The organism is Faecalibacillus sp. MSK20_93, assembly GCF_020589945.1.
GTDB classification, from domain to species: Bacteria; Bacillota_I; Bacilli_A; order Erysipelotrichales; family Coprobacillaceae; genus Faecalibacillus; species Faecalibacillus intestinalis.
In genome coordinates this window covers 27865-45282 of the sequence record NZ_JAJDKA010000011.1, presented here as the reverse complement: position 1 = coordinate 45282, position 17418 = coordinate 27865, and the positions used below count along the sequence as shown (strand labels likewise).

15 protein-coding genes and 1 other annotated feature are annotated in these 17418 nt (G+C 29.0%); of the genes, 14 read left to right on the top strand and 1 reads right to left on the bottom strand.

The features are described from left to right. The first annotated feature begins 3 nt into the window (after nucleotides 1-3). The 6 genes from tilS (at nucleotide 4) to dusB (ending at nucleotide 6406) form a co-directional block, all read left to right on the top strand. Nucleotides 4-1248, top strand: a complete 1245-nt coding sequence (tilS, locus tag LJD34_RS05240; protein ID WP_227359348.1) for a tRNA lysidine(34) synthetase TilS — start codon at nucleotides 4-6, stop codon at nucleotides 1246-1248. A 10-nt stretch (nucleotides 1249-1258) separates the two neighbouring features. Continuing rightward, nucleotides 1259-1792: a hypoxanthine phosphoribosyltransferase gene (gene hpt, locus LJD34_RS05235; protein ID WP_022002391.1), complete on the top strand. Its 534-nt coding sequence runs from the start codon at nucleotides 1259-1261 to the stop codon at nucleotides 1790-1792. A gap of 12 nt (nucleotides 1793-1804) precedes the next feature. Further along, nucleotides 1805-3754 carry an ATP-dependent zinc metalloprotease FtsH gene (gene ftsH, locus LJD34_RS05230; RefSeq protein ID WP_227359347.1) on the top strand — a complete coding sequence of 650 codons (1950 nt, stop codon included), beginning with the start codon at nucleotides 1805-1807 and terminating at the stop codon, nucleotides 3752-3754. Between the two features lie 135 nt (nucleotides 3755-3889). Next, entirely contained in the window at nucleotides 3890-4759 is an 870-nt protein-coding gene (gene hslO / locus LJD34_RS05225) for an Hsp33 family molecular chaperone HslO (protein ID WP_022002389.1), read from the top strand. A gap of 36 nt (nucleotides 4760-4795) precedes the next feature. Further along, nucleotides 4796-5287, top strand: a complete 492-nt coding sequence (locus tag LJD34_RS05220; RefSeq protein WP_032091186.1) for a DUF1307 domain-containing protein — start codon at nucleotides 4796-4798, stop codon at nucleotides 5285-5287. A 141-nt stretch (nucleotides 5288-5428) separates the two neighbouring features. Next, nucleotides 5429-6406, top strand: coding sequence for a tRNA dihydrouridine synthase DusB (gene dusB / locus LJD34_RS05215; protein ID WP_032091187.1), 978 nt, complete (start codon nucleotides 5429-5431; stop codon nucleotides 6404-6406). A gap of 57 nt (nucleotides 6407-6463) precedes the next feature. Here dusB and LJD34_RS05210 read toward each other — a convergent pair whose 3' ends face one another. Further along, nucleotides 6464-7081: a TetR/AcrR family transcriptional regulator gene (locus tag LJD34_RS05210; RefSeq protein ID WP_032091188.1), complete on the bottom strand. Its 618-nt coding sequence runs from the start codon at nucleotides 7079-7081 to the stop codon at nucleotides 6464-6466. 153 nt (nucleotides 7082-7234) lie between these two features. On the opposite strand from LJD34_RS05210, the gene LJD34_RS05205 reads away from it, so the two are divergent. The 8 genes from LJD34_RS05205 (at nucleotide 7235) to LJD34_RS05170 (ending at nucleotide 17330) form a co-directional block, all read left to right on the top strand. Next, on the top strand, nucleotides 7235-9328 hold the full coding sequence (locus tag LJD34_RS05205; RefSeq protein ID WP_227359346.1) for an efflux RND transporter permease subunit: 2094 nt from the start codon (nucleotides 7235-7237) through the stop codon (nucleotides 9326-9328). 1 nt (nucleotide 9329) lies between these two features. Next, on the top strand, nucleotides 9330-10901 hold the full coding sequence (locus LJD34_RS05200; RefSeq protein WP_032091190.1) for a hypothetical protein: 1572 nt from the start codon (nucleotides 9330-9332) through the stop codon (nucleotides 10899-10901). A gap of 203 nt (nucleotides 10902-11104) precedes the next feature. Further along, nucleotides 11105-11461: a DUF6465 family protein gene (locus LJD34_RS05195; protein ID WP_217498475.1), complete on the top strand. Its 357-nt coding sequence runs from the start codon at nucleotides 11105-11107 to the stop codon at nucleotides 11459-11461. Nucleotides 11462-11578: 117 nt separating this feature from the next. After that, a complete protein-coding gene (locus LJD34_RS05190) occupies nucleotides 11579-12448 on the top strand; it encodes an aldo/keto reductase (protein ID WP_227359345.1) in 870 nt (289 codons plus the stop codon). A 90-nt stretch (nucleotides 12449-12538) separates the two neighbouring features. Then, nucleotides 12539-12771: a binding site (T-box leader), on the top strand. A 33-nt stretch (nucleotides 12772-12804) separates the two neighbouring features. Further along, nucleotides 12805-14295 (top strand): lysine--tRNA ligase, encoded by a 1491-nt coding sequence (gene lysS, locus LJD34_RS05185; RefSeq protein WP_032091192.1) that lies wholly within the window; start codon nucleotides 12805-12807, stop codon nucleotides 14293-14295. A 444-nt stretch (nucleotides 14296-14739) separates the two neighbouring features. Then, a complete protein-coding gene (locus LJD34_RS05180) occupies nucleotides 14740-15582 on the top strand; it encodes a MerR family transcriptional regulator (RefSeq protein WP_227359344.1) in 843 nt (280 codons plus the stop codon). A 24-nt stretch (nucleotides 15583-15606) separates the two neighbouring features. Beyond that, a complete protein-coding gene (locus tag LJD34_RS05175) occupies nucleotides 15607-15885 on the top strand; it encodes an ATP-binding cassette domain-containing protein (RefSeq protein WP_227359343.1) in 279 nt (92 codons plus the stop codon). Nucleotides 15886-16211: 326 nt separating this feature from the next. After that, nucleotides 16212-17330 carry an aldo/keto reductase gene (locus LJD34_RS05170; RefSeq protein ID WP_227359342.1) on the top strand — a complete coding sequence of 373 codons (1119 nt, stop codon included), beginning with the start codon at nucleotides 16212-16214 and terminating at the stop codon, nucleotides 17328-17330. The last annotated feature ends 88 nt before the right edge of the window (nucleotides 17331-17418 follow it).

The window sequence follows — 17418 nt, the reverse complement described above, 5'->3', positions numbered from 1 at the left end:
ATTATGTTAGATGAAAGTTTGTTAGATAAAAATAGAAAATATCTTGTAGGTGTATCAGGTGGCGTCGATTCGATGGCTTTATTAGATATGTTGGTTAAAAAAGCATACAATGTCATTGTTGTACATTATAATTATCATTTTAGAGAAGATAGTGATCTTGATGAAAATCTCGTACGTAGTTATTGTCAAAATCATCATCTTCCTTTTTATGTAAGACAAGGAGATAAAAAAGAATATCAAAAAGGTAATTTTGAAATGTTAGCAAGAGAAAAAAGATATGCTTTTTATAAAGAAATAGGTGATTTAAATGGAATTGATACGATTATTTTAGGGCATCATTTAAATGATCATTTAGAAACGATCGTTATGCAATTACAAAGACATAATACAAAGGGATATTTGGGTATAAAAGAACAATCTTATGTTAAAAATATGCATGTTGTAAGACCCCTATTAAAGTTAAAAAAACAACAACTTATAGATTATTGTACTAAAAATCATCTTGAATATCATGAAGACTATACAAACTATGATACACGTTATACACGTAATCATGTAAGACATATCGATTTAAAAAAATATAGTGAACAAGAATTATTAGAAAAGGCAAGTAAACATAATAAACAATACAAAAAACAACAAGCTAATCTCCAACAAGTTTATCAAGAATATGATCAAAATCATTTCTTGTATTTAGATAAGTTACCAACAGAATCATTAGATCAAATCATTTATTATATGTTAAAAAAAGATATCTATCCACCACTTATAACAGAAAACTTAGTACAAGAAATTATTAAACAAATTCATTCACAAAAACCAAATATTGAAATATCATTACCTGTTAATTTTGTGTTCATAAAAAAGTATAATAATATAGCCGTTAGAAAAAAAGAAATTGACGATACTTATTATGTAAAGTATGAATCTTTTTATAAAGATCAACAATTACATTATTTTTTAACAGATCAAGGACATCTTCACGATGGTGTTTTTCTTTCAAAAGAAGACTTTCCAATAGTTATCAGATGTTTTAAAAATGGTGATACAATCAAAACATCTGGAGGAACAAAAAAGGTCTCTAGGCTATTTATAGATCGTAAAATTCCTAGAGATGAGCGTAAAATATGGCCAATCGTTGAAAATTGCCATGGTGAGATCATTTTGATCCCACATATCGCCAAAAATATCAAGTATTTATATACAAAACCAAATGTTTTTGTGATAAAATATGACACATGTAAGTGAGGTGTAAGGTATGCACAAGGATATAAAAGAAATATTATATACAGAAGAAGAAATTAAGGCTAAATGTGATGAATTAGCAAAACAAATTGATCAAGATTATGCTGGTCAAGAAATTTTATTAGTTGGTTTATTAAAAGGTTCAGTTCCATTTATGGCAGAACTTGCTAAACATTTAAAAAGTGATGTTAAGTTCGACTTTATGTCAGTAAGTAGTTATAGTGGTGTTGAATCTAAAACATTAGTTGTTAGACAAGATATTAAAGAAGATATTCGTGGTAAGAATGTTTTAATCGTAGAAGATATTTTAGATACTGGAAAGACTTTATATAACGTTAAAGAAATGTTAGAAAAAAGACATGCTAAGAGTGTTAAAATCGTGACTTTATTAGATAAAGAAGAAGGTCGTGTTTTTGATATGAAAGCTGATTATTCAGGATTTAAAATTCCTAATGCCTTTGTTGTAGGATATGGTCTTGATTTTAATGAACGTTATCGTCAATTACCTTATATAGGTATTTTAAAAGAAGATTGTTATAAAAAATAGTTAGGAGATTTTATGGGAAATAAAAAAGGATTGTTGAAGTCTATCCTACCATGGCTTATTGTACTGATGGTTATTTCTGTGGCAATTCCTTTCTTTAATCAAAGTGAATCGTCAGAAATTAGATATGATAAGTTTATAGAGATAGTTCAAAAAGAAAAAGTAAAAGATGTAGAAATCGTTCCTAAATCATTAGTCATTGATGTGAGTGGAACATATTCTAAAAAAGCAAGCAATGGTAAAAAAGAAGATACTAAATTCTCTGTTGTTATTCCAAGAACAGAAACAGAATTAGATTCTTTAATTAGCTTGTTAGATGAAAATGGTACAAAAATCAATGTTGTCAATGATGCTGAAAGAAATCAATTATTGAACTTCATTGTAAGCTTATTACCATACTTGATCTTATTTGGAGGAATGTTCTTCTTCTTGAAGATGATGTCAAATACTGCTGGTGGTAATAATAAAGCCTTTGAATTTGGTAATTCAAGAGCTAAACTAGAAAAAAATTCTAAAACACATTTTAGTGATGTTGCTGGAATGGATGAAGAAAAAGAAGAAGTTAGAGAATTAGTTGACTTCTTAAAAACACCAAAAAAATTTGCTGATATGGGTGCTAAGATTCCACGTGGTGTTTTACTTGTAGGTCCACCAGGGACAGGGAAAACATTACTTGCTAGAGCGGTAGCAGGTGAAGCAAACGTTCCATTCTACTCAATTTCAGGTTCTGAATTCGTAGAAATGTTCGTTGGTGTTGGGGCTGGACGTGTAAGAGACATGTTCAAAAAAGCAAAACAAACAGCACCATGTATTATCTTCATTGACGAAATTGATGCAGTTGGTCGTCAAAGAGGTACTGGTATGGGTGGAGGACACGATGAACGTGAACAAACCCTTAACCAATTATTAGTTGAAATGGATGGTTTCTCTGGAAATGAAGGAATTATCGTTTTAGCAGCTACAAACCGTGCAGATGTCTTAGATCCAGCTTTACTTAGACCAGGTCGTTTCGATAGACAAATCCAAGTAGCTAATCCAGATAAACGTGCACGTAGTCAAATCTTAAAAGTTCATGCAAGAAATAAACGTTTTACACCAGATGTTAATTTTGATAACATCGCTCAACGTACACCAGGGTTCTCTGGGGCTGAACTTTCAAACGTTTTAAATGAAGCTGCCTTACTTGCTGTAAGACAAAATCATGATTTAATTACAATGGCTGATATTGATGAAGCGGTGGACCGTGTTATGGGTGGACCTGCTAAGAAATCACGTAAATATACGGAAAGAGAAAGACGCTTAGTTGCTTACCATGAAGCAGGACATGCTTTAATAGGTTTAACTTTAGAAGATGCCAATAAAGTACAAAAAGTTACAATTGTTCCTCGTGGACAAGCAGGTGGTTATAACTTAATGACACCTAAAGAAGAAACATATTTCCAAACTAAGAGTCAATTAAAAGCAACTATTTCAGGATATATGGGTGGACGTGTGGCTGAAGAAGTCTTCTTTGGAGATGTAAGTTCAGGAGCACACAACGATATTGAACAAGCAACTCGAATTGCAAGAATGATGGTTACTGAATTAGGTATGTCTGAACTTGGACCTATTCAATATGATTCTGAAAATGGACAAGTTTTCTTAGGTAGAGATTATACACAAAGAAGTAATACACATTCCGGACAAATTGCTTATGAAATTGATGTTCAAGTACGTAAAATTATTGATGCTTGTTATCAAGAAGCAACAAATATTATTGAACAAAATAAAGAAAAACTTATTTGTATTGCAGAAGCATTACTTGAACAAGAAACATTATCTGGTGAAGATATTGAATCTTTATACAATACAGGTAAAATGTTAGAACATCATGATGGAACTTTAACTGAAGAACCTGTTCAAGAAGTTAAAGAAGAAAAACCATCAATTGATGATCAAGATGATTTATTAGATGAAATGAAATAAAGCGAATTTCGCTTTTTTTCATTTAGAAAGGGGATAAATATGAGTACACGAACAAAGAGAATTGTAATCATCTTAATCGCTTTAAGCATGATTATTCCGATATTTTCTTCCGTGTTCTTTTTATAGAAAAGAAAAATGAAAGATTATTTAGTAAGAGGATTAGTCAATAGTAAAAATTGTCGTGTGTTTGCTTGCCAAACAACGAATTTATTAGAAAAAGCAAGACAAGAACATGATTTATGGCCAACAGCATCTGCTGCTCTTGGAAGAATGATGTCAGCCACTCTTATGATGGCTGCAATGAATAAAAATAATGAAAAAATGACTGTCACAATTAATGGTGGAGGACCAATTGGTACGATGATGGCTGTTACGCGTGGTGATGGACATATTAAAGGTTTTGTAGGTGATCCACATGTTCATTATACTTATAATGATACTGGACATTTAGCAGTAGGTGTGGCTGTTGGAACACAAGGAACGTTACAAGTGATTAGAGATATGGGGTTAAAAGAACCCTTCTGTGGAACAGTACCACTTCAAACAGGTGAAATTGGTGATGATTTTTCTTATTATTTCATGGCAAGTGAACAAACTCCATCAGTTGTTTCTGTAGGTGTTTTAGTTGATGAAACAAATGAAATCTTATCTTCAGGTGGTTTTATTATTCAATTATTACCAGAAGCTACTGAAGAAGATATTTCTTATATTGAAGAAAAAATAAAAGATTTCCCTGCTGTTTCTTCATTGATTCATGAAGGAAAAACACCAGAAGAAATCTTAAAAATGATTTTTGATGATGTTGAAATTACAGATCGACAAGATTTATTCTTTACTTGTGATTGTTCAAGAGAAAAGATGATCAATGCTTTATCAACTATTGGAAAACAAGAACTTCAAAGTATGATTGATGAAGATCATGGTTGTGAAATTACATGTCAATTCTGTAATACAAAATATCAATTTAGTGAAGAAGAATTGCAAAATTTAATAAATCGTTTATAATCACATTGAAAAATGTGATTTTTTAAAGGAGAAAAAATGGAAAACAAGAAGAAATTAATAGCTTTAGTAATAGGAATTATACTTATTATCTTAGTAGGTGGACTTGTTTTCTATCTAACAAGTCATTTAACGAAAACAACGATTTGTAAAGGAAAACTAGATATGATTACAACGGAAGAAGTGGAAGTCATTTCTAGTGATGAAAAAGTTAAAGAAACAAAAACACAAGTTACATATGATTACAGTGATTATGTTTCAGATATGTATCCTATTTCTTACTACAAAGATTATATAAAAAATAGTAATAAGTTTTATAAAGATATAAATGGTGTTAAAGCTTCTTTAAAAGTTAAAGGAAATAAAGTGATTTATACAGTTGATATTCAATACGATAGTGATTATATGAAGGATTTAGTAGAAGCAGGACTTGTAAGTACTAATGGAAGTTATAAGGATATAGAGTATATCTCTTTACAAGATACATTAAAAAATCAAGAAAATGCTGGTTTAACGTGTAAAGAAAAATAAAGGCTCATGCCTTTATTTTTCTAGGAAATCAACTCTTATTAAGATAACTTATATCTATTTAGGGGAGGAAAATAGAGGGAATATATAAGTTATCTGTTTATATTATGTACAATTGTTTAAATTATATACAGGAGGAATTAAATTTTGAAAATTAGAGATATAGAAATCAAAAATCCCGTAATTATGGCACCAATGGCTGGTATTACTAATATGGCTTTCCGTAAAATTGTGAAAGAATTTGGGGCAGGTCTTGTTTATTCTGAAATGGTCAGTGATAAAGCAATTTGTTATGGAAACCAAAAAACAATTGAAATGTTACAAGTAGATGAAGGAGAACATCCTGTAAGTATTCAATTATTTGGTGGTGAAGTAGAAAGTATGGTACAAGCGGCAAAATTTATTGATCAACATTCTAATTGTGACATTATTGATATAAACTGTGGATGTCCTGTTAATAAGGTTTTAAAGGCAAATGCGGGAAGTAAACTTCTTCAAAATCCTCAATTAATTTATGATATTGTCAGTAATATTGTCAAAAACGTAAGTAAACCAGTAACTGTTAAAATTAGAAGTGGTTTTGATAAGGAACATATTAATGCGGTAGAAGTAGCTAAATTAATTGAAAAAGCAGGAGCTAGTGCCATTGCTGTTCATGGTAGAACACGTTCACAAATGTATGAAGGTCATGCTGATTGGTCAATTATTAAAGAGGTTAAAGAAGCAGTTAGTATTCCTGTTATTGGAAATGGTGATATTAGAAGTGTAGAAGATGCTAGAAGAATGCTTGAAGAAACAGGCTGTGATGCAATTATGATTGGTCGTGCAGCACTTGGAAATCCATGGCTTATTAAACAAGTTGTAGAAAGTTTAGAACATGGAACAGATATACCTGAACCAACTTATAAAGAAAAAATAGCATGGTGTTTAACACATGCTAAAAGGTTGATGACGATTGAACCTGAAAGAATTGCTATGTCACAAATGAGAGGACATGCTCCTTGGTATATCAAAGGTTTAAAAAATTCGTCTGCTGTTAAAAATGAACTTTCAAAAGTAAATACGTATGAAGAATTAGAAAAAATTCTTAAAGATTATGAACAATTTTTAGATACATTATAAAAAGCAACTTAGTAGAGTAGCAAGAGCTTTTTATGAACAAATAAAAAAAGATAGAAATTAATCTATCTTTTCATTGATAAGTAAACGAATCGTTTTATAGAGATGAGGTTTAAATTCATCTATTGGAAGTGGTTGTTTTTCAACAATTGAAGTAAAAACAGTTGAACTGACAAGTTCAATAATCATAAATAAAGTCATTTCAGGATATTCTAAAGGAATATCCTTTTCTTTTACTTCTCTTATAAATAATTCCTTAATTCCTAATTCTTCACTATCTAATAAATCAGTTAACTTTTCACTATAAAGTCCTAAAGACAAGTTCTTTTGAATAAACTTAAGAATGTTAGGACGATCAATTAATTCATTAATAATAGAATCTATAATAAAAACAATTTTATCATCTAAACGATCAAAGTGATGTTGATTGGCTTTTTTACAAGCATTCGCAAAGAATTCATGAGAAGTCTTTGCAAGTAAAACATCTTGAAGTTCATATTTATCTTTAAAATACAAATAAAAAGTTCCTTTAGCAATTCCTGCTTCATGAACAATATCTTGAATAGATGTTTTTTTAATTCCTTTTTCAGTAAATAAATGTAAAGCGGTATTTAAAAGCTTACGTTCTTTTTCTTGTTTATTATCATTTATCTTTGATTTTATATCTTGAATTGCCATTTTAACACATCCTTTTAGAAATATTTTATGTTCTAAAATTTGAAAAGTCAAATAAAAATATAAAAAAATGACTTTTAGTCATTTATATATTGACCGATGGTCATTTAAATGCTACTATCATAACTGACCAAAGGTCATTTAGGAGGGTGAACTATGAAAAAGCTAGGAGAAGCAATTGGTAAATTTGTTGTAAAACATAGAATACTAATTGTTATTGCATCAATTCTTCTATGTATTCCATCATTATTTGGATACATCAATACAGATATCAATTATGATATTCTTGTTTATCTACCAGAAGATATTGATACGATGAAAGGACAAGATATATTAGCTGAGGATTTTGATATGGGATCTTTTGCGATGTGTGTTGTCGAAAATATGTCATCAAAAGATGTCTTAGATTTAGAAGAAAAATATAAAGATATTGAGGGAGTTGTCAAAGTTGTATCAGCCAATGATATGATTGGAACAACAATTCCTAAAGAAATGTTACCAAGTGATGTAACAAAACAATTTAAAAAAGGTAATAGTGAATTGATGTTGGTTACTTTTAAAGATAGTACAGTAGCCATTGATGCAATTACACAAATGAGAGAAATCACCAGTGATAAAGTTGTTCGTATTGGTGGAATGTCAGCTTCTACTTTAGATACAAGTATTGTTGCTGATAGTGAAATTATTACTTATGTTATTGTTGCTGTTATTTTAGTTTTAATTGTTTTAATGGCATCGTTAGATAGTTATGTTGTTCCATTTCTATTATTAGGAAACATCGGACTAGCAATTCTTTATAATATGGGATCTAATATTTTCTTAGGTCAAATTTCATATATTACAAAGGCAATTGCTGCTGTTTTACAATTAGGAGTTACAACAGATTTTTCAATTTTCTTATATCATAAATATGAACAAGCTAAATTGAAAGTGAAGACAAATGATGAAGCCATGACATTAGCCATTGGTGATACACTTGTTTCTATTGCAGGTAGCTCACTTACAACTATTGCTGGTTTTTTAGCGTTATGTACAATGCAATTAACATTAGGTTCAGATATTGGTATTGTAATGGCAAAAGGTGTCTTTATTGGGGTTCTTTCAACAGTTACAATTTTCCCAGCATTTTTATTAGTATTTGATAAACTTGTCTTTAAGACAAAACATAAACCAATTATTCCATCATTTAATGTTGTTAAAAATTTTGTTGTTAAACATTATAAAATTATTTTATTAGTTGCATTAGTTATTGCTTATCCAGCTTATTATGGAAATGCACATGTTAAAAGTTATTACAATTTAACAAAAGATTTACCACAAGATTTAAAAAGTTGTGTCGCTAATAGTGAATTAAGTGATGAATTTGATTTAGTTGCTTCACAAGTTATTTTAGTAAATAAAGATATTAAAGAAAATGATTTAAATAAAATGGTTAATGAAATAGAAAATGTTGAATCTGTTAATCTTGTTTTATCACCATCAGAGTTATCAAATCTAGCAATTCCTGATGAAATGATCCCGGATGATGTAAAAGGTATCTTTGAAAGTGATCGTTATAAAATGATATTTGTCAATTCTACTGAAGAGATTGCAACCAATAAATTAAATAAAGTAATTGATGAAATTGATCATATTATCAAAAAATATGATAAAAATGCTATAATGGCAGGGGAAGGTCCATGCATGAAGGATTTGGTTAATATAGCAGATGAAGACTTTAAGAATGTAAGTATTGCATCTATTGGAATTATTTTTATCATTATGTTATTTGTTTTAAAATCAGTTTCACTTCCAGTATTGTTAGTTTCTGGAATTGAACTTGCTATCTTTATCAATATGGCAATCAGTTATTACACAGGTGATGTTTTACCATTTGTTGCCTCTATTGTTATTGGAACAATTCAACTTGGAGCAACAATTGATTATGCTATTTTACTTACAACAAAATATTTGGAAAATAGAAAAAATGGTATTGATAAGATTAAAGCAATGGATAATGCAATTAGTAATTCTGCAGGTTCAATCTTTGTTTCTGGAATGTCATTCTTTGCAGCAACATTTGGAGTAGGAATGATTTCTAAATTGAATATGATTGGATCATTATGTAATTTAATGTCAAGAGGAGCACTTATTTCAATGTTTATTGTTATTTGTGTTATTCCAGCAATCTTACTTGTATTTGATAAAGTTATTATTCATACTTCTATCGGTTTTAAACAATTAAAAAATAATGTAAAAGGGGAATGTTAAGATGAAAAAAGCAAAATTAATCACTTCTTCAGCAGTTGTAATGACAATGGTCATGAGCTCAATTGTTCCTGCCTTTGCCTATTCAAAAGAAGAAACAGTTTATAGTAAGTTAAAAACAAATGGTTCAGAAAAAACAACAGTTGTTTCTGAACATCTTATCAATGATCAAAATGAAACATCATTAGATGATCAATCATCATTAAAAAATATTAAAAATGTTAATGGTAAAGAAACATTTAAACAAGATGGTTCTAGTTTGGTATGGCAAACAACAGATGGACAAGATATTTATTACCAAGGTAAAACAACAAATTCATTACCTGTTTCAATGAAAGTAACTTATAAATTGGATGGTAAGAAAACGAAGTTAAAAGATATGCTTGGTAAAAAGGGTAAAGTAGAAATTCAAATTGATTATACAAATAATGAAAAACAAACTGTTGATGGTAAAGAACTTTATGTTCCTTTTGTCGTTACAACAGGAACAATGTTACCAACAAAAACAAATTCTAATATTGAAGTTACAAATGGTAAAGTAATTAGTAATGGTTCTTCTAATATCATTATGGCAATTGCTGCTCCAGGATTATCAAAGAGCTATGATAATAATAAAGATTTAGAAAAATTAAATTCTGTAACAATTAAATATGATACAACAAAGTTTAAATTAAATAGTTTAATGTCAGTAGCAACACCATCATTATTATCTGAAACAGATATTAATTTTGATGATTTAAATGATGTTTATGATAGTGTAGATACATTAAATTCATCATTTGATCAAATTATTGCTGGTGGGCAAACATTACAATCAGGCTTAAAACAATATGCTTCTAAATACAGTGAATTTGATCAAGGTGTAGGATCTTTAAAAACGGGTGCAGCTTCTGCTCTTGTAGGATCACAAAAATTAACAACAGGTATCGAAACACTTTATAATGGATTAATTACTTTAGATGGACAAAGTGCAACATTAGTTGGTGGAGCAAAACAAGTATTTAATACTTTATTAACAACAACACAAACACAAATTAATAATCAATTGGCTGCTACAGGAATGTCTATTGAATTGACAATTGATAATTATCAAACAGTTTTAAATGGTTTAATGGCAAAATTACCAGCAGAAAATCAACCATCAATCAAAACAGCTTTAGCACAATTAGATTCATATAACAAATTCTATCAAGGATTACAAAGTTATACAGATGGAGTTGCTCAATTAAAAGAAGGAGCTAAGAGTGCTGTTGATGGTTCTAAACAATTAAGTGAAGGATTATCTTCATTAAGTGATGGATCTAATACTTTAGTACAAGCAAGTAGTCAATTAAAAACGGCATCAAATCAATTAGCTCAAGGTAGTGATGCTTTAGTTGATGGTTTAACTTTATTTAAAAGTAAAGGTTTAGATAAGATTTCTAGTGTTTTAAATGATACAGTGAAAAAAGATGTAGATACAACACAAGAACTTGTTGATTTAGCTAATGATTATAAAACATTTGCAGATAGTAAAGATGGTGTAGAAGCTAAAACTAAGTTTATCATGATTATTGATTCAAAATCTAAGAAATAGAATTGGGTTTCCAATTCTATTTTTTTACAAATTAAGATAAAAGGTTTGAAGATAAAACAATATTTTATTCTTATGATAAGTAATTAGAGAAAAACGTTGATTTCATGCGCTTTTTCTTAAGAAAAACACTTTACAAATAAAAAAAATGGTATAGAATACTTACCAAGGAGGAAGTAAAAACTGAGGTTTTGAAGTGAGAGAATATGAAAACAATGATCGAAGTACAATACCAAGAAAAGAATGTTAAAAATGGTGATTTAGATAAATACGTTAAAGAAACTTTAAAAGAACAAGGTGTAAAAACAACAGAAGTTGAAACTTTAAATATTTATTACTTACCTGAAACTGCTAAAGTTTTCTTTGTAGCAATTAAAAAAGATGGTTCTGAATTAAAAGGTGAATTAGATGTTAATGCTATGCCTGAATATCCAGAAGTTGTTAAAAAAACAGCTGCAAAAAAAGCACCAGCTAAAAAAGCACCAGCTAAAGCTGTAGCTGCTAAAGAAGCTAAACCAGTTGTTAAAAAAGCAACAACTGCTAAAAAAACTACTAAAAAATAATAGAGGAGAACCGAGAGGTTCTTTTTTTATGCTTTAAATGTATGATAGATGATAGTTAATAAGTATTTGAAGATTTATATAGATGATTTAAAATATAAGCAAAAGGGGGATCATATAATGGAATATGTTACATTAAATAATGGTTTAAAAATGCCAATGGTAGGTTTTGGTGTTTTTAGAGTACCAGATAAAAAAGAATGTGAAGAATCAGTTTATCAAGCAATTAAAGTGGGATATCGTTTAATTGATACAGCTGCTGCTTATTATAATGAAGATGCTGTAGGAGCTGCTGTAAAAAGAGCAATTGCTGATGGTCTTTGTACAAGAGAAGATTTATTTATTACTTCTAAATTATGGGTACAAGATATGATGGATTACGAAAGTGCCCAAAAAGGAATTGAAGCTTCTTTAGAAAAAAGTGGTTTAGAATATTTTGATTTATATTTATTACATCAAGCTTGTGGTGATTATTTCAGTGCTTGGAGAGCCATGGAAACTGCTTATCAAGAAGGTAAATTAAAAGCAATCGGTGTTTCTAACTTCTATCCAAATATTCTTACAAACTTCTGTGAAGTTGTTAAAGTAAAACCAGTAGTCAATCAAGTAGAACTCCATCCATATTACACTCAAGAAAAGGCATTAGAAACAATGAAATATTATGAAGTTATTCCTGAAGCATGGGCACCACTAGGTGGAGGAAGATATAATCCATTTGAAGATGAGATGTTAAAAGGAATTGCAGCTAAATATAATAAGTCTGTAGGACAAGTAATTCTAAGATGGAATGTACAAAGAGGAGTCGTTGTTATTCCAAAATCAACACATGTAGAAAGAATTAAAGAAAATATAGATATCTTTGATTTTGAATTAAATGAAGAAGAAATGAAACAAATCTCATCATTAGATATGGGTTATTCAGGATCAAGAGCTAAACATTTTGAACCTGATTTTGTAAGAATGGTTTTAAATAATAAGATTCATGATTAATGCACTTACGTGCATTTTTTCATTATTAAAACTAATTTTATCGCTTATATTGACAATAAATTTGAATTAAGTTAAGATAACGAAGTAGAAATAAAGGCAATGAATAGACAAGTAATAATAGTCCTTCATTCAAAGAGAGTCTTGGTTGGTGGAAAAGATAATGAAACTATTATGAATAAAGACTAGGAGCTGCATCTTGGATGTTTTGATAAGATGACGTAAGCCACGTTATAGGCAAGACTATTAATAGATAGTTATTGAGGTTAATAGGGTGACCTATTGATGAATTTGGGTGGTAACACGATTTAGCTCTCGTCCCATGGGATGGAGAGTTTTTTATATTTTAGGAGGAAATTATGGAAGAAAGAAAATTTAGTGAACAAGAACTTGTTCGTAGAGAAAAAATGCAAGAACTTATTGATAAAGGGATTGATCCTTTTGGTCAAAGATTTGATGTAACTGCTTATTCAAAAGGTATTAAAGAACAATATGGTGAAAAAACTCATGAAGAATTAGAAGAAATGGCTGTAGAAGTATCTGTAGCTGGTAGAATTATGACTAAACGTCGTAAAGGTAAAGTATGTTTCATGCATATTCAAGATAGAGATGGACAAATCCAATTATATGTAAGAAAAGATACTATTGGTGAAGATGCTTATGAAATCGTTAAAAAAGGTGATATTGGAGATATCATTGGGGTTAAAGGTACAGTATTTATGACAAATACTGGAGAATGTTCAATTAAAGTAAGTGAATATACACACTTAACAAAAGCATTACGTCCTTTACCAGAAAAATTCCATGGTTTAAGTGATATTGAAGAAAGATATAGAAGAAGATATGTTGACTTAATCATGAATGAAGATGCTAAAAAAATTGCGTTTACAAGACCAAGAATCATTCGTTCAATTCAACATTATTTAGATAGTAAAAACTATGTAGAAGTTGAAACACCTGTATTAAATCCAATCTTAGGTGGAGCAGCTGCAAGACCATTCGTTACTCATCATAATACATTAGATACTGATTTCTATTTACGTATTGCGACTGAATTATCTTTAAAGAGATTAATTGTTGGTGGTATGGATGCTGTTTATGAAATCGGACGTTTATTTAGAAATGAAGGTATGGATAGAACTCATAACCCTGAATTTACTACAATTGAAGTTTATAAAGCATTTAGTGATCTTGAAGGAATGATGGATTTAACTGAAGGTATTATTTCTAATGCAGCTATGGAAGTTAATGGAACTTATGAATTAGATTATAAAGGACATCATATTTCTTTAGCTCCAGGGTTTAAACGTGTTTCTATGACAGAAGCTATTAAAGAAAAGACTGGTATTGATTTCAATGAACATATGTCATTTGAAGATGCTAAAAAATTAGCTGAAGAACATGGTATTGAAGTAGAAGCTCACTTTGGTTATGGACATATTATCAATGAATTCTTTGAAAAATATGTAGAAGAAACAATTGTTGAACCAACATTTGTATATGGTCATCCAATTGAAATCTCACCACTTGCTAAAAAGAATTTAGAAGACCCACGTTTCACACAACGTTTTGAATTATTCATCTGTGGAAACGAATATGCTAACGCATTTACTGAATTAAATGATCCAATCGATCAATATGAAAGATTTGCTGATCAATTAAAAGAAAAAGAATTAGGAAATGATGAAGCAAACGAAATGGATTTAGATTACGTAGAAGCTCTAGAATACGGTTTACCACCAACAGGTGGAATGGGTATGGGTATTGATAGATTAGTTATGTTATTAACTGGACAAGAATCTATTCAAGAAGTTATCTTATTCCCTCAAATGAAGCCAAGAAACAAATAAAACACTGATAAAATCAATGTTTTTTGGATTTTAAATTTGTGATTAACACATCAAAATAAGACACATCTATTGATGATAAATATACTTAAAATAGTACTTATTTAGGTATAAAAATCATTAATTAGATGTGCTTTTTTTATTGCATAGAAGGTGTAAAAACATTAAAAATGGGGTAAGTAACCATAAAATATCCAACTTTTTTGTAAAAAATGACTATTTTGATTTAAATTTCTATGATTTTCCGTAACAAAATGAAGTTAGTTACATTACTTGGCATGTTCGATAAAAAATATATATGATTCGTAGCAAAGTGATATTATTTAATAAAGTATAAAAATTTTTTAATGATAAACTCCATTTTAATATTATATGTTTAATAAAAAAATGTTGACTATATTCCTAGCATATAGTGTTTAATGAAGACAAAGGAAGGGAGATTTAATTATGAAAACACATGATGTAGAAGAACAATTAGGTATTACTAAACAAGCATTGATTTATTATGAAAAAGAAGGATTGATTAATCCTATAAGGGACAAAAATAATTATCGTCAATATACTCAAAATGACATAGAAATCCTTCAAGTTATTTTATTGTTACGTTCTTTTGAAATTTCTATCGATGAGATAAAGCTTGTTTTTTCAGAAAAACTGTCAATAAGAAGTTGTCTTAATACTAAACAAAATTATTTAGAAAATGAAAAAAATAAGATAAAAAAAATAGAAGAAAAAATTAAAGAATATACAAAAAGAACAAAAGTGGAAATTGGTAACAATGGAATTGAATTAGAGGAAGATTATATTCGTTTTAGTTATTCTAAGAAAAAGATGAAATATGGGAAAAATGAAATAAATGTCGATGATGTTCAATCTATTGATATTTCATTATGTTGTTCAAAAGGTGAAAAAGATAAGTATTTTATTATATATAATCTATATTTTATTTGTCTTGATATTAATACTATATACGGTACTTATTCCATTCAAATAATGAATAATAGCCAAGTAGTGCATTTCTTTAAATACTTAAAATCATTGAATTGTACTATCAATGATCCGATGGAACTTATTAAACTCTTTGAAGAGAAAAAAGAATATATAGAAGCTTATTATTCTGTCAATAAAAACTTTTCTAAATGGCAAAAGCAATATCATCTAGAAATACAAAATAACGTTATCAAAGAATATATGGAATCTTTGAAAGTTGCGAAAAATGAAGATGTTCCAACAATAAAGGAACAATTATCAGAATTAAAAAATGAATATAAGAATATTTTAAAAAAGTGAAAAAATAGAAAAGAAATCAAAATTATGAGTTACATGGAAATTAGAAATTTGAAGAAAGTTTATAATCCTTATGGTGTTCATCCAAAGGTAGCTTTAAATGGATTAAATTTTGAAGTAGAAAAGGGAGATTTTATTTGTATCATGGGAACCTCTGGTTCAGGGAAAACAACACTGGTTAATATCTTGTCAACGATTGATGAAGCAACTCATGGACAAATTCTTCTTAATCAAAAAGATTTACTTCTTTTATCAGAAAAGGAAAAAGCAAATCTAAGAAAAGAAGGAATTGGTTTTATCTTTTAAAACTATAATCTTTTTGAATCGTTGACGATCAAAAGTAATATTTTATTTTTTTGTTTAATGTAATAATATTTATAATAGAGTATTTTAATGAAAATGTAGGTGATTAAATTAAAGTCACTGTCACAAAGTCGCAAGATAAGTCGTAGGTAATGTTGTAAGAGAAATTGTAAAAATAATCGAAGTAATTTGTTTATAAATAAATAATTAATATTTTGTACACAATGGGTAAATATAAGATGAATTATGATGAGATTTAAATCTATCTTGACATAAACTAAGCTTTAGGGTTTACAATAAATGTAGGTTAATTTAGAGAGGATAAAAGGATGGAATATAGTAAAATTGATAAACTTAATGTCAATCCTTCATTATTAGGATTTGGCTGCATGCGTTTTCCTAAAAAGGAAGATGGCACTATTGATGAGGTAGAAGCAGAAAGAATGTTAGATTATGCTATTGAAAGTGGTGTGACTTATATTGATACAGCTTATCCTTATCATGATGGCGAAAGTGAACCATTTGTAGGTAGAGTTTTAAAGAAATATAAAAGAGAAGATTTTTATCTTGCGACAAAGTTACCAATGTTTAAAATTGATTCATTGGAACAAGCAAAAGAAATCTTTGAAGAACAAATGAAAAGACTTGATGTCGATTATGTTGATTTCTATTTATTACATGCTTTAAATAAAGATACATGGAAAAAAGTTATTGATTTAAATATCATTCCTTATTGTGAAGAATTAAAGAAACAAGGAAGAATTAAAAACTTTGGTTTTTCATTCCATGATGATTATGAAGTATTTGAAGAAATCATTAATTATCGTGATTGGGATTTCTGTCAAATTCAATTAAATTACATTGATACAGATATCCAAGCAGGAATGAAAGGATACAAACTTACAGAAGAAAAGAATGTACCATTAGTTATTATGGAACCTATTAAAGGCGGAGCTCTTGCTAGCCTTTCAGATGATATTGAAAAAGTCTTTACTGACTATAATCAAAATGTTAGCATTTCAAGTTGGGCTTTACGTTTTGTAGCTTCACTTCCAAATGTTAAAGTTGTTTTAAGTGGTATGTCTACTTATGATCAAGTAGAAGATAACCTTGCAACTTTTAAAGACTTTAAACCATTAGATCAAGATGAAGAAAAACTTGTAGAAAAAGTAGCTAATATGATTAAAGCAAAAACTAAAAATGGATGTACAGGATGTCGTTATTGTATGCCTTGTCCATTTGGAATTGATATTCCAGGTAACTTCAAGTTATGGAATGAGTATGGTATGTTAGGTCTTAAAGATACAGCTAAAAGACGCTATACAAATCTAGGGGACGCACAAGCTGAATTCTGTAAGAAATGCGGTAAATGTGAAAAGCTTTGTCCACAATCAATTAAAATCAGAGAAGATTTACAACGAGTAGTTCAAGATATTAAGAACTTATAAGAGAATGGCGTTATGTCATTCTTTTTTTTGTATTATGTTTTAGTAAAATAAATAGTTATATGTATGGTATGATGTATTTATAGATAAA

Coding starts and splice junctions, on each gene's coding strand:
- tilS (WP_227359348.1), top strand. CDS start 4: ATGTTAGATGAAAGTTTGTTAGATAAAAATAGAAAATATCTTGTAGGT.
- hpt (WP_022002391.1), top strand. CDS start 1,259: ATGCACAAGGATATAAAAGAAATATTATATACAGAAGAAGAAATTAAG.
- ftsH (WP_227359347.1), top strand. CDS start 1,805: ATGGGAAATAAAAAAGGATTGTTGAAGTCTATCCTACCATGGCTTATT.
- hslO (WP_022002389.1), top strand. CDS start 3,890: ATGAAAGATTATTTAGTAAGAGGATTAGTCAATAGTAAAAATTGTCGT.
- LJD34_RS05220 (WP_032091186.1), top strand. CDS start 4,796: ATGGAAAACAAGAAGAAATTAATAGCTTTAGTAATAGGAATTATACTT.
- LJD34_RS05210 (WP_032091188.1), bottom strand. CDS start 7,081: ATGGCAATTCAAGATATAAAATCAAAGATAAATGATAATAAACAAGAA.
- LJD34_RS05205 (WP_227359346.1), top strand. CDS start 7,235: ATGAAAAAGCTAGGAGAAGCAATTGGTAAATTTGTTGTAAAACATAGA.
- LJD34_RS05200 (WP_032091190.1), top strand. CDS start 9,330: ATGAAAAAAGCAAAATTAATCACTTCTTCAGCAGTTGTAATGACAATG.
- LJD34_RS05195 (WP_217498475.1), top strand. CDS start 11,105: ATGAAAACAATGATCGAAGTACAATACCAAGAAAAGAATGTTAAAAAT.
- LJD34_RS05190 (WP_227359345.1), top strand. CDS start 11,579: ATGGAATATGTTACATTAAATAATGGTTTAAAAATGCCAATGGTAGGT.
- lysS (WP_032091192.1), top strand. CDS start 12,805: ATGGAAGAAAGAAAATTTAGTGAACAAGAACTTGTTCGTAGAGAAAAA.
- LJD34_RS05180 (WP_227359344.1), top strand. CDS start 14,740: ATGAAAACACATGATGTAGAAGAACAATTAGGTATTACTAAACAAGCA.
- LJD34_RS05175 (WP_227359343.1), top strand. CDS start 15,607: ATGAGTTACATGGAAATTAGAAATTTGAAGAAAGTTTATAATCCTTAT.
- LJD34_RS05170 (WP_227359342.1), top strand. CDS start 16,212: ATGGAATATAGTAAAATTGATAAACTTAATGTCAATCCTTCATTATTA.